The organism is Bradyrhizobium sp. WBOS07, assembly GCF_024585165.1.
GTDB classification, from domain to species: Bacteria; Pseudomonadota; Alphaproteobacteria; order Rhizobiales; family Xanthobacteraceae; genus Bradyrhizobium; species Bradyrhizobium japonicum_B.
On record NZ_CP029008.1, the window covers coordinates 5,857,299 to 5,877,766 of the forward strand.

The 20,468-nt window shown below is 63.8% G+C and carries 23 protein-coding genes; 10 read left to right on the top strand and 13 right to left on the bottom strand.

Annotation, left to right across the window (positions count from 1 at the left end; all coding sequences use genetic code 11):
- The first annotated feature begins 5 nt into the window (after positions 1-5).
- A complete protein-coding gene (locus tag DCM79_RS27865) occupies positions 6-1,085 on the top strand; it encodes an isocitrate/isopropylmalate dehydrogenase family protein (protein ID WP_257177286.1) in 1,080 nt (359 codons plus the stop codon).
- A gap of 31 nt (positions 1,086-1,116) precedes the next feature.
- Here the strand turns inward: DCM79_RS27865 and DCM79_RS27870 are convergent, their stop codons facing one another.
- The 4 genes from DCM79_RS27870 to DCM79_RS27885 form a co-directional block, all read right to left on the bottom strand.
- The gene (locus DCM79_RS27870) at positions 1,117-1,401 is read right to left on the bottom strand and encodes a hypothetical protein (protein ID WP_257177287.1); all 285 of its coding nucleotides are present in this window, start codon (positions 1,399-1,401) and stop codon (positions 1,117-1,119) included.
- Positions 1,402-1,503: 102 nt separating this feature from the next.
- A complete protein-coding gene (locus DCM79_RS27875; protein WP_257177288.1) occupies positions 1,504-2,319 on the bottom strand; it encodes an enoyl-CoA hydratase in 816 nt (271 codons plus the stop codon).
- 322 nt (positions 2,320-2,641) lie between these two features.
- Positions 2,642-3,013 (bottom strand): helix-turn-helix domain-containing protein, encoded by a 372-nt coding sequence (locus DCM79_RS27880; protein ID WP_020608151.1) that lies wholly within the window; start codon positions 3,011-3,013, stop codon positions 2,642-2,644.
- A gap of 29 nt (positions 3,014-3,042) precedes the next feature.
- Positions 3,043-4,092: a LysR family transcriptional regulator gene (locus tag DCM79_RS27885; RefSeq protein WP_063196333.1), complete on the bottom strand. Its 1,050-nt coding sequence runs from the start codon at positions 4,090-4,092 to the stop codon at positions 3,043-3,045.
- Positions 4,093-4,578: 486 nt separating this feature from the next.
- On the opposite strand from DCM79_RS27885, the gene DCM79_RS27890 reads away from it, so the two are divergent.
- The 4 genes from DCM79_RS27890 (at position 4,579) to DCM79_RS27905 (ending at position 8,000) form a co-directional block, all read left to right on the top strand.
- Entirely contained in the window at positions 4,579-4,845 is a 267-nt protein-coding gene (locus DCM79_RS27890) for a hypothetical protein (RefSeq protein WP_028135139.1), read from the top strand.
- Between the two features lie 204 nt (positions 4,846-5,049).
- The gene (locus DCM79_RS27895; protein WP_257177289.1) at positions 5,050-5,781 is read left to right on the top strand and encodes a cytochrome c biogenesis CcdA family protein; all 732 of its coding nucleotides are present in this window, start codon (positions 5,050-5,052) and stop codon (positions 5,779-5,781) included.
- A 142-nt stretch (positions 5,782-5,923) separates the two neighbouring features.
- A complete protein-coding gene (locus tag DCM79_RS27900; RefSeq protein WP_257177290.1) occupies positions 5,924-6,196 on the top strand; it encodes a hypothetical protein in 273 nt (90 codons plus the stop codon).
- Positions 6,197-6,452: 256 nt separating this feature from the next.
- Entirely contained in the window at positions 6,453-8,000 is a 1,548-nt protein-coding gene (locus DCM79_RS27905) for a heme peroxidase family protein (RefSeq protein WP_257177291.1), read from the top strand.
- 54 nt (positions 8,001-8,054) lie between these two features.
- On the opposite strand, the gene DCM79_RS27910 is transcribed toward DCM79_RS27905, so the two are convergent.
- From DCM79_RS27910 to DCM79_RS27940, 7 genes are all read right to left on the bottom strand, one after another.
- Complete coding sequence (locus DCM79_RS27910; RefSeq protein ID WP_257177292.1) at positions 8,055-9,110, bottom strand: ABC transporter substrate-binding protein; 1,056 nt, start codon at positions 9,108-9,110, stop codon at positions 8,055-8,057.
- Positions 9,111-9,114: 4 nt separating this feature from the next.
- Positions 9,115-9,447: a hypothetical protein gene (locus DCM79_RS27915; RefSeq protein ID WP_257177293.1), complete on the bottom strand. Its 333-nt coding sequence runs from the start codon at positions 9,445-9,447 to the stop codon at positions 9,115-9,117.
- The gene (locus DCM79_RS27920; RefSeq protein ID WP_257177294.1) at positions 9,444-10,202 is read right to left on the bottom strand and encodes an ABC transporter ATP-binding protein; all 759 of its coding nucleotides are present in this window, start codon (positions 10,200-10,202) and stop codon (positions 9,444-9,446) included. Before DCM79_RS27920 ends, DCM79_RS27915 begins: the two co-directional genes overlap by 4 nt.
- Entirely contained in the window at positions 10,199-11,005 is an 807-nt protein-coding gene (locus DCM79_RS27925) for an ABC transporter permease (protein ID WP_257177295.1), read from the bottom strand. The genes DCM79_RS27920 and DCM79_RS27925 overlap by 4 nt, the downstream gene beginning before the upstream one ends.
- The gene (locus DCM79_RS27930; RefSeq protein WP_257177296.1) at positions 11,002-11,823 is read right to left on the bottom strand and encodes an ABC transporter permease; all 822 of its coding nucleotides are present in this window, start codon (positions 11,821-11,823) and stop codon (positions 11,002-11,004) included. Before DCM79_RS27930 ends, DCM79_RS27925 begins: the two co-directional genes overlap by 4 nt.
- Positions 11,824-11,944: 121 nt before the next feature.
- Complete coding sequence (locus DCM79_RS27935) at positions 11,945-12,766, bottom strand: FadR/GntR family transcriptional regulator (protein WP_257177297.1); 822 nt, start codon at positions 12,764-12,766, stop codon at positions 11,945-11,947.
- Between the two features lie 38 nt (positions 12,767-12,804).
- Positions 12,805-13,164, bottom strand: a complete 360-nt coding sequence (locus tag DCM79_RS27940) for a hypothetical protein (RefSeq protein ID WP_257177298.1) — start codon at positions 13,162-13,164, stop codon at positions 12,805-12,807.
- A 115-nt stretch (positions 13,165-13,279) separates the two neighbouring features.
- On the opposite strand from DCM79_RS27940, the gene DCM79_RS27945 reads away from it, so the two are divergent.
- From DCM79_RS27945 to DCM79_RS27955, 3 genes are all read left to right on the top strand, one after another.
- The gene (locus DCM79_RS27945; protein WP_028135149.1) at positions 13,280-14,278 is read left to right on the top strand and encodes a TRAP transporter substrate-binding protein; all 999 of its coding nucleotides are present in this window, start codon (positions 13,280-13,282) and stop codon (positions 14,276-14,278) included.
- Positions 14,279-14,362: 84 nt separating this feature from the next.
- Complete coding sequence (locus DCM79_RS27950) at positions 14,363-14,878, top strand: TRAP transporter small permease (protein ID WP_257177299.1); 516 nt, start codon at positions 14,363-14,365, stop codon at positions 14,876-14,878.
- Positions 14,875-16,194: a TRAP transporter large permease gene (locus tag DCM79_RS27955; RefSeq protein ID WP_257177300.1), complete on the top strand. Its 1,320-nt coding sequence runs from the start codon at positions 14,875-14,877 to the stop codon at positions 16,192-16,194. Before DCM79_RS27950 ends, DCM79_RS27955 begins: the two co-directional genes overlap by 4 nt.
- 35 nt (positions 16,195-16,229) lie before the next feature.
- On the opposite strand, the gene DCM79_RS27960 is transcribed toward DCM79_RS27955, so the two are convergent.
- On the bottom strand, positions 16,230-17,504 hold the full coding sequence (locus tag DCM79_RS27960) for a serine hydrolase (RefSeq protein WP_257177301.1): 1,275 nt from the start codon (positions 17,502-17,504) through the stop codon (positions 16,230-16,232).
- A 162-nt stretch (positions 17,505-17,666) separates the two neighbouring features.
- On the opposite strand from DCM79_RS27960, the gene DCM79_RS27965 reads away from it, so the two are divergent.
- Positions 17,667-18,584, top strand: coding sequence for an intradiol ring-cleavage dioxygenase (locus DCM79_RS27965; RefSeq protein WP_257177302.1), 918 nt, complete (start codon positions 17,667-17,669; stop codon positions 18,582-18,584).
- 21 nt (positions 18,585-18,605) lie between these two features.
- Here DCM79_RS27965 and DCM79_RS27970 read toward each other — a convergent pair whose 3' ends face one another.
- A complete protein-coding gene (locus DCM79_RS27970) occupies positions 18,606-19,496 on the bottom strand; it encodes a LysR family transcriptional regulator (RefSeq protein WP_257177303.1) in 891 nt (296 codons plus the stop codon).
- A 100-nt stretch (positions 19,497-19,596) separates the two neighbouring features.
- Between DCM79_RS27970 and DCM79_RS27975 the strand changes: the two genes are divergently transcribed.
- Entirely contained in the window at positions 19,597-20,466 is an 870-nt protein-coding gene (locus DCM79_RS27975; protein WP_257177304.1) for an SDR family oxidoreductase, read from the top strand.
- Positions 20,467-20,468 lie beyond the last annotated feature (2 nt).

The window sequence follows — 20,468 nt, forward strand, 5'->3', positions numbered from 1 at the left end:
AGCCTATGTCCGCAAATAACGCCTTCCACATTGCCGTGCTCGCCGGGGACGGCATCGGTCCCGAAGTCATGGCGCCCGCACTCGAGGTGCTGCGCAAGGTCGGCGAGAAATCGGGCCTCGGCTTCCGTTTCACCGAGGCACCGGCAGGGGCGAACAATTATCTGGCGACCGGCAAGTCGATGCCGGATTCGACGATCAAGCTGTGCGAGGAGGCGGATGCGATCCTGCTCGGGGCCTGTGGCCTGCCGTCGGTGCGCTACCCCGACAACACCGAGATCGCGCCGCAGATCGAGCTGCGTTTCATCTTCGATCTCTATGCCGGCGTGCGGCCCGCGCGCCTCATTCCCGGCGTGCCGAGCCCGATCGTCGGTGCCGACCAGCGCGGCATCGATCTCGTCGTGATCCGCGAATCCACGGAAGGGCTGTTCGCTTCGATGGGCAAGGGCGTCGTCACCCACGAGGACGCGCGCGAGACCATGGTGATCACGCGCCGGACCTCCGAGCGCCTGTTCGAGTTTTCGTTTCGCCTGGCCGAGCGGCGCAAGGCGCGCGGCAAGCCGGGGATGCTCGCTTGCGTCGACAAGGCGAACGTGTTCAAGGCGTTTGCATTCTTCCGTGGCATCTTCGATGAGATCGCGAAGAAGCATCCTGACGTGAAGACCGACCGGCTCTATGTCGATGCCTGCTCGGCGATGCTGGTGAAGCGCCCCTGGGATTTCGACGTGATGGTGATGGAGAACATGTTCGGCGACATCGTCTCCGACATCACCGCGAGCCTGATCGGGGGCCTCGGCATGGCGCCATCGGCCGACATTGGCGACAAATACGCGGTGTTCCAGCCCTGTCATGGCACCGCGCCCGATATCATGGGGCAGGGCAAGGCCAATCCCACCGGCATGATCCTGTCGGCGGCGATGATGCTGGACTGGCTCGCCGACAAGCACGGCGTCGACAGCGCCGCGGAAGCGGGCGAGACGATCGAGCGGGCGGTGGATCAGGTCTATGCCGGCGGCGTCAAGCCGATGGAGTTTGGCGGCAGCAACGGCACGGCCGACATCACCAAGGCGGTGCTGGCAGCGCTGTAATTAAAGAAAAGGGGCCCGCGGGCCCCTTGGTTCACCAGCGGCGCCAGTGATGGTGGTGATGACGCCAGCCCCACGGACGCGGGCCGTAGAAGCGCGGGCCGCCGTAATAGCCGTAGGCGCGGTAGTAGTTCGGGCGCCACCAGCAGCGGCCCCAGGGATTACAGACCCAACGCACCTGATCGACGTCGGCGGCCGGGCCTTTTGCAATCTGGTTCGCCTGCGGAATGCCGTTCGGCATGGCCGCGAGGGCCGGTCCCGAAGCGAGCGCCACACCGCCGATGGCAGCCAGACCGAGCACAGCGAGTTTGAATGTCATCGCAACCTCCCTCATTGGTGGCGGGAGAACTATCGCGCGATCACCTGGTTGCTGCCGCAGCAAGCTGCACGAGGAATTTAATCTTCCTGAATGGAGGTTCAGCTACCTGCCCTGGAACCGCGGTTTGCGTTTCTCCATGAAGGCCTGCCGGCCCTCGCGGAAATCCGCGCTGTCCATGCAGGCATGGCCGATCGCCTTGATGGCGTCCATGTCGCGCTGGCTTTCGTCCTTCAGCACCTGCGCGATCGTGATCTTCGCGGCCTTGATCGCGAGCGGAGCGTTCTCGGAGATGGCATGCGCGATCGCCATCGTCTCACCCCACAGCTCATCGATCGGGAACAGGCGCTCGACGAGGCCGATACGCAGCGCCTCCGCGGACTCGATGCGCATGCCCGTGTACATCAGCAGCCGGGCCCAGGACGGGCCAACCAGCGATACCAGATGCTTCAGGCCGTCATAACCATAGGCGATGCCGAGCCGAGCCGCGGGAATGCCGAACTGGCTGCCATGTGCGGCGAGGCGGATATCGGCGAGCATCGCGACCTGCATGCCGCCGCCGAGACAGAAGCCCTCGATGCAGGCGATCGTCGGCTTGGGAAAGTCGGGGAGCAACGCGCGCTGGGCCGCGCTGCGCTTGGCGTATTGCTCGGACGCCGCCGCATTATGGCGGGTCTTCTCGAACTGGCTGATGTCGGCGCCGGAGACGAAGGCCTTGCCGCCGGCGCCGCGCAGGATCACAACGCGCACCGTCTCGTCGTCGCGCAAGGCCGTCAGTGCCTCGCCAAATCCCTCCCACATCTCCAGCGACATCGCGTTGCGCTTGTCGGGATTGTTGAAGGTGATCACGCCGATGCCGTCAATGACGCGCTTGAGGATCTTGCCGTCGGCGTAGGATTTCTCATCGGAGGTATCGGGCATCGCGCGCTCGCTTGTCATTGACAAGATGCAATGTGCTGCGAGGGCATCGCCGCGGTCAACGGCAACCGGCGAGGCAGCTTGCATCCGCCTGTGCCGCCATTGCATGGCGGCGGTGCCGCTGCGCCGGCAAGACAGGACGAACGACACGGAATCTGGCAACAAAAAGGGGCGGTCAGACCGCCCCGGAAGCGAAGGCCGCGCGCGGAAAGCGCGCGGGCCAAGACGGACGCAACGACATGCGATCCGGGTCCCGTTCAATCCGGCCGCGTCCCGTGACGCGGCGGATTGAAGATCGGCCGTAGAGGCAGATCGTCGGCCGATCTCAGCTTTCGTTCGCTGCGATCGATTCCATCAGCGAGACCAGCTGACGCTGCACCGTCTGGTCCTTGATCTTGCTGTAGGCGCGCAGCAGGCGCAGGCTGAAGGCCGAATCGAGGAAGAGCAGGCTCTCGACTTCGCGCGCCTTGTTGTCGCCGTCGTAGAAGAAGGTCACCGGCACGTCGAGCGCGGAGGCGATCTGCTGAAGGCGAGCTGCGCCCACGCGATTGACGCCCTTCTCGTACTTCTGGACCTGCTGGAAGCTAACGCCGAGCTTCTCGCCGAGCTCGGCCTGCGAGATCTTCATCTCGACGCGCCGCAGGCGGATCCGCTTGCCAAGCTCGATGTCCGGCTTGCCGGCACTACGCTGCTTCATTCTCTTTGCCGCTGCTTTCATCTTCGTTCTCACCTTTGTTCTTCGGTTGAAAATCCCCCGAAGAGCTGGGTCAGGGGTTCGCCCATGTACGAGTCCTTGAATTCATGCGGGTGCACGAACTCTTCCTTAAACCACGGGAAACGAGCTGGACTGAACGCTTCGATCAGCCAGTCGATCATGTGCCGCACGCGCGGAATACGGCCGCTACCGGGATGGTAGGACAGCCAGATATCCAGCGGTCGGTTCAGCTCGACCTCCAGTGGAATCAATTTCCCGCCAAGCGCAATGGCGTAGCTGGGGAAGACGCCGATGCCGGCGCCATTCGCGACCGCCCAATAGTTGGCGCTCGAGACATTGGTCTTCATGACCAGAAGGTCCCGTTCCGAAACGCCCGGGAAGAAGCTTTCGAAGGATTCCTTGGCGGCGAGCTGGTCGGCGAATTGCAGCACCAGGCGATGCTTGATCAATTCCGCCGCCGAACGCGGCGCGCCGTGTTTTTCGATGTATTTCTCGGAGGCCCAGAACATCAGGTGCATGCGGCCGAGCCGCACCAGCTTGATGTCGAGGGCCGAGGGACGGGACAGATGGATGGCGACGTCGGCCTCGTGGCGCGAGACATCGGCCGAGCGCATCGCGCAATGCAGGTCGACCAGGATCTTGGGATAGGCCTGCTGGAATTCGACCAGGCGCGGCGCAAGCCAGAACGTGCCGAGCCCCTCGGTGACGGCGACCCGGACCTCGCCGGACAGCGCGTTGGCCATCGAATCGCTGGCCCGCAGCACGTCGAAGGTGGCAGCTTCCATGCGCTCGACGGCGGACACCACCAGCGCGCCTTCATCGGTCAGATGGGTGCCGTGGACGTCGCGGGTGAACAGCGTGGTGCCGGTCTGGCGTTCGAAATCGTCGATCCGCCGGCGCACCGCGTTGATCGACAGCGACAGGCGTTCGGCCGCCGACCGGAAACTTCCGCATCGGACGACTTCGAGAAATATGCGGGCCGCATCCCAATCCGAGAGGCCGCTGAGATTTGTCTTTGGGCGTTCCGCCAGAGGAACGCCCCTTTCCGCCAAGGAGTGCATACAAGTCCCTTCGGACGGCTAAACTGGCAGAATCTGGCGCAAACCACAACCACTGCGGGTTGGGGGATGATGAGTTTTGAACTGTCATCCTTACCATCTAGGGTGAGTGGTATTTAGGTGCTGGCATGGGCTGGGAATCGGGTGAATTTGTCGCCTGTACGAGGGGTGTGGCGTGGGTTCCGTTGCGAGCCGTGAAATGGCTGCGGGATTGCAGGCGCTGTCCGCGATGACCGTCTTTGTGCGCAAGCCTGCGCCGTCTCGGTCGATGGATCAATTGCAGCACGCCAAGCATTTCCTTCTCAATCGCTTCGAACGGCGCGAACAGCGCGGCGCGGCCACGTTGGCCGGAATCGCAGTTCCACGGCGGAAACCAACTGAAATCAGGTTCAGAGGGGCAGCGGCCTCATGCTATCCTGGGTACTCCAGGGGCGCCGAGGGGATCGTCACAATCACGTCTCGCAGGCCGAATTAACGGAAAGAACGCCGGTGTCGCATTCAGACGAACAATTGCAGTCGGTGCTAGAAACACTCGAGGGATGCCGCAAGGTTCTCAATGCGTGCAACAGCCGGGAATCGGCCGATCTGCTCTCCATCGTCATCCTCGACGTCAGGATGAAGCTCAAAGGAATAGACAGTGCCGATCTCAAGGCATTGTGCGATGAAATGCTGCGGAGCGCTGCGAGCGCGCCGCCGACCCCTTCCAAGCAGACGCAGGACCAGCCCCGGCGTCCGCTGCTCCGCGTGGTGAAGTAGCCGCGCCGCCGAACCTCGCTTTTTGGCGAGGTTTGTGCGCGTCTCGATGCCGCACCTGTGATCGCAGACGGCATCGGGCGGAGCCCTGGTTTCGTGCGCCTCTGTTGCGCATTCTCCGGCATCGGCTACACCAGAGCCGGTTCGCTCCGGCCGGGCGCATTTCCCGCGCGCCGTACCGGTACCTGAGATGGCTCAGACGGCATCATGCAAAATGTTTCGATCCCGGCGGCTTTGATTGCCGGCCTCGTCAGCTTCCTTTCGCCTTGCGTCCTGCCGCTGGTCCCGCCCTATCTGGTCTACCTCACGGGCGCCACGATCGAGCATGTCGAGAGCGACGAGCCGGCGGAGGCCTCCAAGCGCGCCATCCTGTTGTCGGCGCTGCTGTTCGTGCTGGGATTCTCCACGGTATTCGTCGCGCTCGGCGCCAGCGCCTCGCTGATCGGCGGGCTGATCCGGGCCTGGTCGGCAGAGCTTTCGATCCTCGCCGGCATCGTCATCATCGTCATGGGCCTGCACTTCCTCGGGCTGACGCGCATCGGCCTGCTGATGCGCGAGGGACGGCTGCCGATCCCGAAGCCGGTCGGCCTCTGGGGCGCCTATATCATGGGCCTCGCCTTCGCCTTCGGCTGGACGCCCTGTATCGGCCCGATCCTCGCCGCGATCCTGTCGATCGCCGCGGCTGAAACCACGGTGATGAAGGGCGCGGGTCTGCTCGCGGTCTATTCCGCGGGCCTCGGTATTCCGTTCCTGATCGCCGCCCTGATGATCGAGCAGTTCTCGGCACTGTTCGCGCGCATGAAGGGCCACCTCGTCAATGTCGAACGCGCCATGGGCGTCCTAATGGTGATCACCGGCATCGGCTTTCTCACTGGCGCGGTCTCGAATGTGAGCATCTGGCTGCTGGAGACCTTTCCAGCGCTGCAGACGATCGGCTAGCTGCCTCACGGGAACCGGGTTTTCACGGACGAAAACCGCAAGGAACCGTTGAGAACCGTCAGGCATGCTACCTGAGAGCAGGTCTCCAACCTTTCCGATCCCGAGGCGTTGGAGCACGGACAATTGCATGATGGGAGATCTCGTGACCAAGACAGTGCGCCTAGAGCCCTTGTCGGGCAACGTGGCCCTGGTGGCCTGGCAATTCGTCGGACAGCCCTTGCAGGAGTGGCCGAGCTGGGTTCAGTCGAGTTGCTCGCTTCAGAAGGATGCCGAGGGAAAATTCGAGCTTCGGCACGAGCGGCGTAACGGCACCCAGATCGTCTATCTCGGCGAGTGGCTGGTGCGAGATCTCGATGGCGGCGTCGATTTCTACACCGACGCCGAGATCTGGTCGCGGTTCGCTGCGAAACGCTGAAGCGCGACGCGATCGCCGCGGATCGTGCGTCGCGCCTTAGTCTTTCTTGCTTGAGCTCCGAGCGGTCAAAAGCCCGTGTCGTCCGTGGGGCAAAAAGCCTCGCCGGTAGGACACACCTACATATGCAATCTGTGGTAATATCTCATTTTACTGCACCCTGAGGGGCAATTTTCAAAGACCTATACTGAAACGGGAATTTCAGCCAATCGACACTTCGTCGCCCCTCTCCCTACAGCATTTTAAGCAGGAGCAAGCGATGGGAACCGACGTCAACGTTCATCCCGGTCATGGCAAGGCCGGACGTCAGCCGACGCGACAATTTCTCGATACGCTTTCCGGACACGAGGATCCGGGCATGTTTGGGCGGATGTTTCCGACCCTGGAGCCGCTGGCTGTCGACGACGGCCCGCTGCACGAACTCGCCGATGCAATGAAGGACCCCAATCCCGGCGATCCCGCAGGAAACAATGCCAACGTACCCGCCGGCTTCACCTATCTCGGCCAATTCGTCGACCACGACATCACGCTCGACTTGACCTCCTTTGGCGAGAAGGAAGCCGATCCGATGGCGGTGACGAATTTTCGCACGCCCGCCCTCGATCTCGACAGCATCTATGGTCTTGGTCCGGACGGAAGCCGCCATCTGTATGCGCGCAATTCGGCGAGCGACAGCGGCAAGACTCCGGGTCCCAAGCTCCTGATCGGCAAGACCGTCAACGTCGATGACATCACCGGGGACCATCGCAACGACCTGCCGCGCAATCCGGAGGGGTTTGCGCTGATCGGCGATCACCGCAACGACGAGAACCTGCTCGTCGCGCAAACCCATCTTGCGATGCTGAAGTTTCACAACAAGGTCTGCGATCAGCTCGCGGCGTCCGGCAAGCCGGCGGGCGAGATCTTCGAGGAAGCGCGCCGCATCGTGACCTGGCACTACCAATGGATGGTCCTGCACGATTTCGTGGAACGGCTCACCGAGAAGGGCATCGTCGCAAAGATCCTCGAGCAGGGTCGGCGCTTCTATCGCTTCAAGAAGATTCCCTACATGCCTGTCGAGTTCTCAGGGGCGGTCTATCGTCTCGGTCATAGCATGGTTCGCCAAGTCTATAGCCACAACAGGATCTTCACGCCCGGCCCGGGCGGTATTCCTGCAACTCTCGATTTGCTGTTCAGGTTCACCGGTCTTTCGGGAGGAATCATCGGCGACCTGGCGCCGAACCCGATAACGCCGCCGCTCCCGCTTCCGGTGCTTTCAAGTAACTGGATCATCGACTGGCGGCGCTACTTCCAAGTGCTGCCGAACAATCCTGCGGGCGTGGCGCTCAATCCGTCGCGCAAGATCGATCCTTTCATCGTGCCGCAGCTCCACACCTTGCCGGGCGACGGCGGCAGCCTGCCGTTCCGCAATCTCAAACGCGGCGTGTTGCTGGGATTGCCGTCCGGGCAGGACGTCGCCAAGGCCATGAAGATCAAGAATCCTCTGACCCCGGACGAAATCTCCAAGGGGACTGACGGTGCCGTGGCGAAGAAGCATGGTCTGCACCAGCACACCCCGCTTTGGTACTACATCCTCAAGGAGGCGGAGCAGCGGGGCGGCGGCGAAAGGCTCGGACCGGTCGGCGCGACGCTGCTCGCCGAGGTCTTCGTCGGCCTCGTCCATGGTGATCACCAGTCGTACCTGTGGCTCAAGGGCAAAAGCTGGAAGCCGACGCTTCCATCGCAAGTGCCGGGGGAGTTCACGATGGCCGACCTGCTGCGTTTCGTCGGCGATATCAGCCCGATCGATGGCATCTCGACCGTCTAAAGCGCGATAAGACTTGGCCGAACCGGCGCGCATAGCGCGCCGGTCCGGACGTGCTCACGGCTTGAACACGTAGCCCTGCGTGATCGCCGCCGTCGCCGGAATCGGCGGCAGGTCGGCGAACAGCTCGGGACGATCCTTCATGACCTTGAGAATGTGCTTCGGCTCGATATGCGCATTGACGTCGAAGGTCGATTTGAGGATGCCGAGACGGGCGAGCCGGTCCTCGGCGCTCCACAGCGCGCGGTAATTGTTGGCCGACAGCCGGCGGTCCGCCTGCTGGATGTTGAACTGCATCGCGGTCTCGGCGACCTCCTGCTTCAGTCCCGGTATCCAGCGCGTGGCAACTTGCGCCGCCAGCTTCGGGTTCTTGCGCATCCATTGGTCGGCCTCGGAGACGGCCGCGAGGAATTTCTCGATGGTCTCGCCATTGGCCTGCACCCATGGGCGAAGCGCCACATTGAAGCCGATATAGGAGATCACGTCGCCGCCCCTGATGATCTCGACCGCGCCCGGCACGTCCTTGCCGGCAACGATCGGCCAGGGGTCCCAGCCCGAGAACGCATCGATGCCCTTGGCGAGCAGGGCGACGGTCATGTCCGGCGGCGGCGTGTTGACCAGCGTGACATCATCGGGCTTCAGCCCGGCCTTCTCCAGCGTCGCCAGGATGTAGAGATGGTTGATCGTGCCGAACGATGCCGCGATTTTCTTGCCCTTCAGCGTCGACAGGTCGCCCTTGACGATGCCCGAACCTTCGCGCGCGATGATCGCCATGGTCGCGTCGGACCCGGCCTTGGTGGCGTTGCCGCTGTAATTGCCGAGCGCGACGAGGTCCATGCCGCGCAGCACGGCGCCGATCATGGGCACGCCGACCTGCACGATTTCGCTCTCGCCCGCCTGCAGCGCGTTCAGCGCGTCGACGCCGGTGGCGTAGGGGCGCGCGATCGTGACGTCGAGCCCGTACTTCTCGAAGAAGCCGCGCTCGAGTGCGATCGGCAGGCCGATCTGGTCGATGCCGGTGACCATGCCGGCCTTCAGTTTCGTCAAGGTCTGGGCGCTCGCCGGTACCATGCCGGCGAGAAGTGCTAGTCCAAGCAACACGAGTCGTTTCATAGTCTCAGCCTCCCTCTTTTATCGGCCCCACCGCCGTCACCCAGTAGGGCCGGGCGACGGCGTTGAGGTCCGTTCTTTTGACGCCACGCAATTCGATCGAATGCTCGTCCGTGCCCGACACGCGTCCGTATTGCTGGAACGCGAGCACATGGAAGCGCTCCGGCGTGAACGGCAGCTCGATCTGGACATTCACTTTTTCCGACGTGCCTTTCAGCTCCGGCGCGATCTTGCCCGGGGCTGCGATCGTCAGCCAGAGCTGAAACAGCGCCCAGGCCGCGACGGCGCCGAGCACGACGCGTGCCTTGGTCGAGCGCAAGACGTCGGAGGTGATGCTCATGCCGCGCGCACCATCTGCAGCACCCGCGTGGACAGCTGCTTGAACCGGTCGTCCTTGACGAGGTCGTCCCAGACGCGGGGACGAGGAAGGTCGACCGCGATCTGGTCGAGCACGCGTCCCTTCGACAGCACGACCACGCGGTTGGCGAGAAACACCGCTTCGGCCACGTCATGGGTGATGAAGATCACCGTCGGCTTGCGTTCCTGCCAGATGCGGGTCAGCTCCTCCTGGAGCGTCATGCGCGTCTGCGCGTCGACGCTGGCGAACGGCTCGTCCATAAGCAGGACGTCGGGGTTGTTGGCGAGGGCGCGCACCACGCCGACGCGCTGCTGCATGCCGCCGGAGAGCTCGTTGGGATAGCGGTGCGCGGCGTGCGATAGCCCGGCCAGCGCGAGATATTCGCGCGCGATGCGGTCGCGCTCGGCCTTCGGCACGCCACGCATCTTCGGGCCGAAGCCGACATTGTCGAGCACCGTCTTCCAGGGAAACAGCGCGAACGACTGGAACACGACACCGCGCTCGGGACCGGGCCCGTGCACCGGCTTGCCGTCGAGCAGGATGTCGCCCTTCGAGTAGGGAATGAAGCCGGCGATCATGTTCAGGATCGTCGTCTTGCCGCAGCCGGAGGGGCCGACCACCGAGATGAACTCGCCGGGCTCGACGTCGAGCGAGACGTCGTGGACGGCGGTGACGTGTGCGCCCGCATAGGGGTCGAAATAGGTCTTGCCGAGATTGCGCAGCGAGAGCGTCTTCATGATGTCACCAATCCCCAACGCTGGCCGGTCGCGCGCTCGAGCGGCGCGAGGATCCAGGCGTCCACGATGTACCAGAGCAATCCGAGAATGATCATGCCGAGGATGATCTCGACGGTGGAGCCGGCGCGGCGGGCGTCGAACATCATGAAGCCGATGCCGGAGGTGCCGACGATCATCTCGACGGCGATCAGCGCGCGCCAGCCATAGCCGAGCCCGTTGCGAAGTCCGGTGATGATGTTCGGCAGCGCGCCCGGCAGCGTCACCTCCCACAGCACGCGCGCGCGCGAAGCCCCGAGGCTCAAGGCGGCGCGCGCGAGGTCCCGCGGCACGGATTCGACGCCGAGCACGGTGTTGAGCACGACCGGGAACAACACGGTGTAGACGATGACGAAGGTCATCGTCGTCAATCCGAAGCCGAACCAGATCAGGAGGATCGGCAGCCAGGCGATGTCGCCGATGGCCTGGAAGAACAGCAGCACCGGCCAGCAGATGCGGTGCGCCCAGCGGCTGGTGCCGATCAGGATGCCCAGGGGAATGCCGAGCGCCATGCCGGCAGCGGCACCGGTCGCGAGCCGGATCAGGCTGTCCTGGAGATAGTCGGGCAGGATGCCCTTGTAGGTCAGCGTGACGAACGCGCGCACGACGTCGGCCGGGCCCGGGAAGAACGCACGCGGAAACAGTCCGGCCTCGCTCACCGCGGTCCACAGCGCCAGCACCGGGATGAACGGTATGATCGCGGCGAGCCCCGGCCAGCGCTGGGTCAGACGGGTATAGCCGGCCCAGATTTGCAGCATCAGATTCATGCGCGCCTCACCATGCCCCAGCGCTCGATGGTCGCGCGTTCGAGCGGGACCAGCAGCAGGCGATCGATCAGAAGCCAGAGAACGCCGATCACGATCATGCCGAACACGATCACCTCGGTGCGGTAGAAGTCGCGTGCGACGAACAGCATGTAGCCGAGCCCGACATTGGTCGCGATCATCTCGGCAGCGATCAGCCCGCGCCAGGCGAAGCCAAGGCCCGTCCGGATGCCGGTGACGATGTTGGGGAGCGCGCCCGGCAGCAGCACCTCGGTCAGCAGCGCCCAGCGGCCGGCGCCGAGCGAGGCGGCAGCGTTGCGCAGCGTGTGCGGAATGGTCCTGACGCCGAGCAGGGTGTTGTAGGCGACGACAAAGAACACGGCATTGAAGATCACGAACACGATCGCGCCGAAACCGTAGCCGAACCACAGCGTCGCGATCGGAATCCAGGCGATGCCGGCGAGCACCGAGAAGAAGCGGAACAGCGGCGTGAGAAAGGCTGCAACCGTCGGGCTGACCCCCATGGCGATGCCGAGCGGCACGGCGGTGGCAATGCCGATCAGCGTGCCCAGGGCGACGCGCAGGAGGCTTGCGCCGACATGGGCGAGCAACGTGCCGTCGCGGATCGAATCCAGCGCAGCGGTGCCGACCGCACCGACGGAGGGAAACACGCGCGGATTGACGTTGAAGAGCGGGACGACGGCGGCCCAGATCGCGACCAGGGCCAGCAGCGGCGCGACGAACATCGCGATTCCCGCCAGCGAATTGACGCTGCGGATCAGCCGCGACGATCGACCTTTCAGACTGCCCGTCACCTGCATCTGGCCTCCCTCGCGTTCAGCAATGCCTGTGCCGGCATTTCGCGCTGATCATTCCCGACATCGTAACCCGGTCCTGCAACAGATCCCAGGCGGAGCAAGGATGTGGCCTGAGCCCTCCCTGTCACGGGTCATGGCGTCTTCTCTTGGGCTTGAGGGGCGACGTCCTGGTCACGCGCACGTCCGATCCGCCCGCTCTACGTGTCGCTGCAGCGATGACTGTCTTGCGGTTCGACAGCTTCAATCGGGTGTAGCCCAGCAGCCGCTCCATCGCGGCGCGCGCCTTCTCCGGGTTGCCGCTCTCGATGGCCCGCGCCGCCGCCGCGTGGTTCGGCAGATTGTCCTTGAACCAGCCGCCGGGGCCCCCGACGGCGACGGTGAATACGGTGCTCAGAATGGTATCGATCGCGCCGCGAAAGCCCTGAAGCACCGGATTGTGGGTCGCGTCCAGGATGGCAAGATGGAAAGCCTTGTCGGCTGCGAGAGCGCTGGCCTGGTCTCTTGCCGTCTGCATCGCAGCCAGGGCCGTGTCGATCCGCCAGCGGTCGTTCCTGGTGGCACGTTCGGCGGCGAGCGCCGCGGCGGCCGGCTCGATGATCGAGCGTACCTCCTGGATTGCCAGCAGTAGGTCGCGATCCGGCTCGTCCTGGCCGACGAGCCAGCTCAGCACGTCGCGGTCGAGCAGGCTCCATTCGTGGCGCGGCAGCACGTGCGTGCCGTGGCGCGGCCGCACGCTGACGAGACCCTTCGCGGCAAGCGTCTTGATGGCCTCGCGCACCACGCCGCGTCCGACGCCGAACCTGGTTTCGAGCTCAGGCTCGGGCGGCAGAGTCGTCCCCACGGGAATGAGATCCTGGGCGATCTCGCGGCCGAGCGTCGTCAGCACGGCACGAATGCGGCCGGGCTTGATCGGCTTGTCGACGGGGCTCGGGCGCGCTCTTGCCACTCGTATGTTTCTCCCGCCCCGGCCGGTCCCAGCCGGTTTCATTTATTTTTGGCTGCCACGCCCGGCAGCGGCACAATCATCCGATGTTTAACATCGGATGATTGGGCGAAGGCAAGCTGAATTGTCGCAGGGATCGCTGTGTTGCGCTGCGATATGCAAGGGGGCGACGTCCAGCGTGCAGATGAGCGGTGGCAGATGTCGTTGTCCGTCGTCGCCGTTGAAAACAGTTGGCGGCCGGATCTATCGGCCAGCAGCAGGATGCTGGCGTCCCCGCGGGGCTGCGCCACTGCACAAACGTCACGGGCCAGAGATGAAAGCTGCAGTGCAATAGACGGCGTGTCGGCCGTTCCTGCGTCGAACTGTATCAGCGGCAGGCTTGTCAGCGCCCGGCCGGGCATCCGAATTGGGCTTCCGTGCCGCGATGGATTTTCATACCCTCTCTGCAGGCAAGCCGCATACCGGCTGCACTCACGGCCCGGCGACAGGGTCGGAGCATCAAAGGGAGGGGAGACGATGAAGCGACGATCATTTCTCGCTGGTATCGGCGCGACCACTGCGGCGGCTACGATCGGCATGCCGTCGATCCTGCGGGCCCAAGCGCCGGTCACGCTGAACGGGGCGGTCCAGTTCAACGACGACCATGCCTTCAACCGGGCTCTGCTCCGGTTCGAGGAGCTGGTGAAGAAGTATTACGGCAAGCCCGTCAATTTCACCCTGCACAGGAACTCTTCGCTCGGCCTCGAGAAGCAGTATTTCGAGTACATGTCGCAAGGTAAGGCGGTCGATTACGGCATCGTCTCGCCGGCGCACATGTCCACCTTCGCCAAAGCGGCCCCGTTCATCGACGCGCCTTTCGTGTTCAAGGGCATCGAGCACATGAACAAGGTGGTCGAGGCCAACATCCTGGCGCCGGTCGCCGACGAGGTTGCTGCCAAGGCCGAGGTCGTTCTCATCGGTTACGCCGGCGGCGGCATCCGCAACATCTTCGCCAACAAGCCGCTCAAGAACCTGGCCGATCTCAAGGGGCTCAAGGTTCGCGTGCAGGGTGCGCCGATCTGGTCAAAGACCTTCGCGGCGGTCGGCATGAGCCCGACCGTGATTGCCTATAACGAGGTCTACAACGCGATCCAGAACGGTGTGATCTCGGCCGGCGAGAACGAGGCGGCCGGCGTCGAGGCGATGAAATTCTACGAAGTCGCGCCGCATCTCAACCTGACCCAGCACGCGGTGTCGATCCGGCCGATCTGCTTCTCGGTGAAGACGCTGAAGACCTTGCCGAAGGATCTGCAGGACGCGATCATGAAGGCCGGCAAGGAGGCCGGCGATTACGGGCGTAAGCTCGAGTCGAGCGAGGAGGTCGTCAAGCTCGACACGCTCGAAAAGGCCGGCAAGCTCAAGCGCGTCCCCTTCGAGGAGCGGGACGCCATGAAGAAGCTCGCCGATCCCGTGATGGCTACCTACGCCAAGGAGATCGGCGCGGAAGGCATTTTCGAGAAGATCAACGCCGTCTGACAGCCTTGCGTCCGCCGAGAGCATATCCGGGCAGGCCCCGCTTCCTGCCCGGAGTTGGCGGATGTTTTGCCGCTGGGAGTTCCAATGACTGAAATGCCCGTCCCGTCCACACCGTCGCTGTGGCGCCGCATCACGGCGGCTTATGCCAAGTTGCTGGAATTCCTGCTGGCCGCCTGCGTCGGCATTCTTGTCATTCCGGTCACGCTGCAGATCATCTCACGCTACACACCGTTCATTCCGTCCTACATCTGGACGGAGGAAATGGCGCGTTTCATGTTCATCTGGACGATCATGATCGGTGCCATGGTCGGCGTGCGCGAAGCGCAGCATTTCGAGGTCGACGTGTGGCCCGACCTGTCGCGGCGGTCGGAAGCCGTAGTGCGAATTCTGGCGCGTCTCGGCATATTGGCGCTGGCACTGGTGTTCGTAACGGCTGGCCTCGAGTTCACCCGCTTTGCCTGGAACAGAACGTCGGAGCTGGCCGATTTGCCGCTTTGGCTGATCCACGTCGCCTGGCCGGCTGCCGGGGTCACATGGATCGTGTTCGCGGGCGAGCAGATCCTTGATGAAGTGCGCGTTGTGGTTGGGGCAAGGCAATGAGCGGCAATGTACTCTCCGCCGGACAGGCCGCGATGGTGCTGTTCGGGGTCTTCGTCGGCCTGCTCATCGTGCGCGTGCCGGTCGCCTTCGCGCTCGGTCTTGCCTGCGTGCCGATCCTGCTGATCGAGCCGCGCCTGTCGCTGATGATGCTGGCGCAGGAAACCTTCAATGCCTACAATTCATTCATCCTGCTGGCGGTGCCGTTCTTCCTGCTGACGGCCAACCTGATGAGCATCGGCGGCATCACTGACCGCCTGGTGGCGCTGTCGCGCTCGATGGTCGGGCACTGGCCGGGATCGCTGGCGCAGATCAACGTCGTGCTGTCGGTGTTCTTTGCCGGCATTTCGGGCTCCTCGACGGCCGATGCGGCGAGCCAATCTAAGATCTTCATCGATGCCCAGACCAAGGAAGGCTACGACCTGTCGTTCTCCATCGCGATCACCGCGGTGTCCGCAGTGCTTGCAGTCGTCATCCCGCCGTCGATCCTGATGATCGTCTGGGGTGGGCTGATCTCGACCTCGATTGCGGCGATGTATCTGGCCGGCATCGTGCCCGGCCTGCTGATCGCGGGCGCGCAGATGGCGACGGTGCACGTCTATGCGGTGCGCCGCGGCTACCCGACCTATCCGAAGTCGACCTGGGTCGAGATGCGATGTGCGATCTGGCGGTCGATACCGGCCATGATGACGCCGTTCATCATCGTCGGCGGCATCCTGCTCGGCTGGTTCACCGCGACCGAGTCGGCCTGTGTCGCCGTGCTCTATTCCGTGGTGCTCTCGGCGTTCTTCTACCGGGAGACGGGTATCCGCGAATTGTACAAGGCCTTGCTCGATACCGGGCGCCTCGCCGGCGTGGCGCTGTTTTGCGTCGGTACCGCGAGTGCGTTCGGCTGGCTGCTCGCCTATTACAAGATTCCGCAGGAGCTGCTGGCCAACGTCTCGACGTGGGGCATGGGCGCAGTTGCGGCCGGTTTCTTCATCTCCTTCTGCTTCCTGGTGGTGGGCTGCTTCCTCGACGCCATCCCGGCCATCATCATCGTCGGCACCGTGCTGGAGCCGCTCGCCAAATCGGTCGATCTTCATCCGGTGCAGTTCGCGATCATTTCCATCGTGTCGCTGGCCTTCGGCCTGGTGACGCCGCCTTATGGCCTGTGCCTGATGATCGCCTGTTCGATCGCGGGCGTCCGGCTGCGCTATGCGCTGAAGGACACGGTGATCATGCTGATCCCGATGCTGCTGGTGCTGGCGGCCGTCATCGTCTGGCCGAGCGTGTCGCTGTTCCTGCCGCGTCTGATCGTGCCGGAGATGCTGAAATGAACGCGACCCCGCGGCCGGCGGCTCCGTTCGGCTGGCTACAGGTTGCTCTCGGTGATCGCCGCGTACACCATGCTACGCAGCTCGCGGCGGATCGGATACGCGCTCGACGGCAGCACCTGCGTCATGAAGATCGTAATCAGCTCTTCAGCCGGATCGATCCAGAACGAGGTGGTAGCCGCGCCGCCCCAATTGTATTCGCCGGGGCTGCCGGCGATCAGCGTCTCGGCCGGGCGCATGGTGACGGCGAAGCCGAGGCCGAAGCCGATGCCGTTATAGGTGGCCTCGGAGAACAGCGAGCGCGACATTTCGGGCAGGAAACGGCCGCCCGGAATGTGGTTGGTGGTCATCAGCGCCAGCGTCTTGGGGCCGATCAGCCTGACGCCGCCGAGTTCGCCACCGTTGAGCAGGGCGCGGCAGAAGGTGAGGTAGTCGGCGACCGTCGAGCACAGCCCGCCGCCGCCGGAGACGAAGGAGGGCGGAGACAGGAACGAGCTCGTCGCCGGATCGTCCTGCAGCGTCAAACCTTCGCGGCGCTGGCCGGCATGGAAGGTCATGCCGCCACCGGGATCGGCCGAGTAGCAGGCGGCGAAACGATGCGCCTTCGAGGCCGGCACGTGGAAATCGGTATCTGTCATGCCGAGCGGATCGAGGATGCGTGATTTAAGGAATTGCTCGAAAGGCACCCCGGAGATCTTGCCGACGAGATAGCCGAGCACGTCGGTCGAGACTGAATAATTCCAGGCGTCCCCCGGCGAGAACTCCAGCGGGATCTTGGCCAGACCCTCGATCATGGTCTGAAGCGTGCCTGATTTCTCGACCTCGCCGATCTTTTCACTGCGATAGGCGGCATCGACATTGGAGCGCTGTTGGAAACCGTAGGTGAGGCCGGAGGTGTGGCGCAGCAGGTCGACGATCAGCATCGGCCGGGACGGCGGCCGGGTCAGGAAGGCCGGATAGGTGCCGGCGACGAAGACGCCGAGATCCTTCCATTCCGGAATGTACTTGGCGACGGGCTCGTCGATCGCGACGAGGCCTTGCTCGACCAGCATCATGAAGGCGACGCTGGTGAGTGGCTTGGTCATGGAATAGATGCGGTAAATGGTGTCGTCCTTGACCGGCAGCTTGCGCTCGACATCGGCAAGGCCCTGGACCGAGCTGTGCGCGACCTTGCCGCGGCGATAGACCAGAAGATGCGTGCCCGGAAAGCGGCCGGCATCGATGTATCGGCTCTTCATATGCGCATCGACGCGGTCGAGGGCGGCCTTGGACATGCCGACGGATTCGGGCGAGGCGGGGGTGGGCGCGAGCATCAGTTTCCTCCGGGCAGTTCTGTGGTTCGTTGATAGCGAAATGACGGCCTCATTCCAAGCCGCTCGCGCTTAACGCAGGGGGCCCGGCTGGTGTAAGCTGTCCCCTGGAACGCCTCCAGGCGGCCCCCGGGGGCGAACGAGAAAAACACAGGGCAAACCATCATGACCCAGTTCAACGAGACCGATCTTACCGAAGCCGTCGTCAAGAGCTTCGACAGCACCCCCAATCCCCGCGCGAAATTCCTGCTCCAGGAATTGGTGAAGTCGCTGCACGATTACGTGAGCAAGACCGGTCTCACCTTCGAGGAGTGGGACTACGCCATCGATTTCCTGACCCGCACCGGCCAGAAATGCACCGATACGCGCCAGGAGTTCATCCTCCTGTCCGACGTGCTCGGCGTGTCCATGCTGGTCGACGCGGTCAACCATCGCGACCGCGAGGGCGCGACCCAGACCACCGTACTGGGCCCGTTCTATGTCGGCGAGCACAAGGTGACCGCGCACGGCACCGACATCTCGCCGCACAACCAGACCGGCGAGAAGATGTTCGTGCAGAGCCGCGTCACGGATCTGAAGGGCAAGCCGCTCGCGGGTGTCCCCGTCGACGTCTGGCATGCCGATGACGACGGCTTCTACGATTCACAGAAGCCGAACTACGACGAGGTCGGCGCCTCGGCGCGGGCGCGCTTCATCACCGACGATGACGGCCGTTTCTTCTTCCGCACCATCCTGCCGTGCAGCTACCCGATTCCGACCGACGGCCCGGTGGGCGAGATGATCGTGCAGACGGGCCGCCATCCGATGCGGCCAGCGCATGTGCACTTCCTGGTCAATGCCAAGGGCTATGAGCCGCTGATCACCCACGTCTTCATGGATGGCGACAAATATCTGGATTCCGACGTGGTGTTCGGCGTCAAGGACGACCTCATCGCCAAGGTCGAGCCGCGCACCGAGCCCACGATGCCCGACGGCACCAAGGCAAGCGGGCAGTGGCACCTGATGACTTACGAGTTCCACCTCAAGCCCGGCGGCGGCGTGGCACCGAAGCCGCTGGGGGTGAAGGCGGGGGAGCCGGCGTGAGGGCGGTTTCGAGAGCCAGGATTACCAGCTGATGTAAGCGGCCAGCTCGTCCGGCGTTCCCTTCGGAAAGGCGTCCTTGAGATGATCGAGGAAGGCGGAGACGCGTGCGCTGAGCAATCGCCGCGAGGGATAAAGCGTCCATAGGGCGATGTCTGATCCATCGACATCTGCCCAGCGGACCAGCGTGCCGGCGGCAAGATCGTGACTGACGAGCGACAGCGGCAGCCTTGCCGCGCCGATGCCGGCTCTCACGGCATCGCGAACCATCATCAGGGATGACAGCCTAAGCACGGGATCGACCGCGATGCGCGATGGGCCGCTTGGCCGCCTGATGTCCCAAACCGCAGCCTCGTCATCGCCGCGCACGACGGCCGGAACGGCGAGCTTTGCCTTCGGGCGTTTCAAGGCGGGGCTCGCCACGACCAGCATCCGGTCGCGCAGGAAGATGCGGCCGACCAGGCTTTCATCCGGATCGGGATTGACCCGGATCACGAGATCGAAGCCTTCCTCGATCATGTCGACGTGGCGATCATCGGTCGTGACCTCGAGCCGAACCTGCGGATGCCGAGAGGCGAAGCTGGCCGCAAGACGGCCCATCGCGGTTTGCGAGAAGAGCAGGGGCGCGCTGATCCGCAATCTGCCCTTTGGCTTGTCCGCGCCGGAGGCGATCGCGGCCGCCGTCTCGTCGAGCTCGGTGAGCAGTGCGCCTGTCCGCTCGTACAGCGCGCGTCCTTCCTGGGTAAGCTTGAGCGTGCGCCCGCCGCGCTCGAACAGACGCAAATCGAGGCTGCTCTCGAGTTCGGACACGCGGCGGGACAACGTCGCTTTCGGACGTCCCGCGGCGCGGGCGGCCTTTCCGAACCCTCCGTGGCGGGCGACGAGATTGAAGTCGGCAAGCGCGAGCAAATCCATCTGTTCCACCAGTGAGACGGTCTGTCCAAACATAACGTCTTTCGGCTCGCATGTGGATCACTAATTTCCGGGTGTCCAAACACCAGACCGGAGTGATCCCATGACTATCCTCGTTACCGGTGCAACCGGCACCATCGGCCGCCAGGTCGTCGACCAGCTCGTCAGGCGAGGCGCCGATGTGCGTGCATTGGTCCGAAATCCTGCGAAGGCCAACTTCCCGGCGAGCGTCGCCGTCGCCCAGGGCGATCTGCTGGACGTCGATTCCCTGCGCAGCGCGTTGTCCGGGGTTTCGACGCTGTTTCTGCTCAACGCCGTGGTACCCGACGAATTCACCCAGGCGCTGACGACGCTCAATCTTGCGCGAGAAGCCGGCATCGAGCGGTTCGTCTATCTTTCGGTCATTCATAGCGACCGCTACGTGAACGTGCCGCACTTCGCCGGCAAGTTCGGCGTCGAACGCATGATCGAGCAGATGGGGTTCCAGGCGACCATCCTGCGCCCCGCCTATTTCATGAACAACGAGATCATGATCAAGGATGTGGTGACCGCGCACAGCGTCTATCCCATGCCAATAGGCAGCAAGGGACTGGCGATGATCGACGCGCGCGACATCGGCGAGATCGCGGCAATCGAGCTGATCCGCCGCGAGACGTCCGGTGCTCCGCTTCCGCTCGAACGCATCAATCTTGTTGGCCCTGAAACCCTCACTGGCGCGAAGGCCGCCGCGATCTGGTCGGAGGTGCTCGGCCGCCGGGTCGTCTATGGCGGCGACGACACCGCTGGATTCGAGAAGAGCCTTCGGCAGTTCATGCCTGCCTGGATGGCTTTCGACATGCGGGTGATGAGCGAGCGCTTTCTCACGGAAGGAATGATCCCTGAAACCGGCGACGTCGAGCGGCTGACCGACATGCTGGGCCGTCCCTTGCGATCCTATCGTGACCTCGTCGCCGAGATCACGGCACCCGTCTGAGG

Coding starts and splice junctions, on each gene's coding strand:
- DCM79_RS27865 (WP_257177286.1), top strand. CDS start 6: ATGTCCGCAAATAACGCCTTCCACATTGCCGTGCTCGCCGGGGACGGC.
- DCM79_RS27870 (WP_257177287.1), bottom strand. CDS start 1,401: ATGACATTCAAACTCGCTGTGCTCGGTCTGGCTGCCATCGGCGGTGTG.
- DCM79_RS27875 (WP_257177288.1), bottom strand. CDS start 2,319: ATGCCCGATACCTCCGATGAGAAATCCTACGCCGACGGCAAGATCCTC.
- DCM79_RS27880 (WP_020608151.1), bottom strand. CDS start 3,013: ATGAAGCAGCGTAGTGCCGGCAAGCCGGACATCGAGCTTGGCAAGCGG.
- DCM79_RS27885 (WP_063196333.1), bottom strand. CDS start 4,092: ATGCACTCCTTGGCGGAAAGGGGCGTTCCTCTGGCGGAACGCCCAAAG.
- DCM79_RS27895 (WP_257177289.1), top strand. CDS start 5,050: ATGCAAAATGTTTCGATCCCGGCGGCTTTGATTGCCGGCCTCGTCAGC.
- DCM79_RS27905 (WP_257177291.1), top strand. CDS start 6,453: ATGGGAACCGACGTCAACGTTCATCCCGGTCATGGCAAGGCCGGACGT.
- DCM79_RS27910 (WP_257177292.1), bottom strand. CDS start 9,110: ATGAAACGACTCGTGTTGCTTGGACTAGCACTTCTCGCCGGCATGGTA.
- DCM79_RS27915 (WP_257177293.1), bottom strand. CDS start 9,447: ATGAGCATCACCTCCGACGTCTTGCGCTCGACCAAGGCACGCGTCGTG.
- DCM79_RS27920 (WP_257177294.1), bottom strand. CDS start 10,202: ATGAAGACGCTCTCGCTGCGCAATCTCGGCAAGACCTATTTCGACCCC.
- DCM79_RS27925 (WP_257177295.1), bottom strand. CDS start 11,005: ATGAATCTGATGCTGCAAATCTGGGCCGGCTATACCCGTCTGACCCAG.
- DCM79_RS27930 (WP_257177296.1), bottom strand. CDS start 11,823: ATGCAGGTGACGGGCAGTCTGAAAGGTCGATCGTCGCGGCTGATCCGC.
- DCM79_RS27940 (WP_257177298.1), bottom strand. CDS start 13,164: ATGCCCGGCCGGGCGCTGACAAGCCTGCCGCTGATACAGTTCGACGCA.
- DCM79_RS27945 (WP_028135149.1), top strand. CDS start 13,280: ATGAAGCGACGATCATTTCTCGCTGGTATCGGCGCGACCACTGCGGCG.
- DCM79_RS27950 (WP_257177299.1), top strand. CDS start 14,363: ATGACTGAAATGCCCGTCCCGTCCACACCGTCGCTGTGGCGCCGCATC.
- DCM79_RS27955 (WP_257177300.1), top strand. CDS start 14,875: ATGAGCGGCAATGTACTCTCCGCCGGACAGGCCGCGATGGTGCTGTTC.
- DCM79_RS27960 (WP_257177301.1), bottom strand. CDS start 17,504: ATGCTCGCGCCCACCCCCGCCTCGCCCGAATCCGTCGGCATGTCCAAG.
- DCM79_RS27965 (WP_257177302.1), top strand. CDS start 17,667: ATGACCCAGTTCAACGAGACCGATCTTACCGAAGCCGTCGTCAAGAGC.
- DCM79_RS27970 (WP_257177303.1), bottom strand. CDS start 19,496: ATGGATTTGCTCGCGCTTGCCGACTTCAATCTCGTCGCCCGCCACGGA.
- DCM79_RS27975 (WP_257177304.1), top strand. CDS start 19,597: ATGACTATCCTCGTTACCGGTGCAACCGGCACCATCGGCCGCCAGGTC.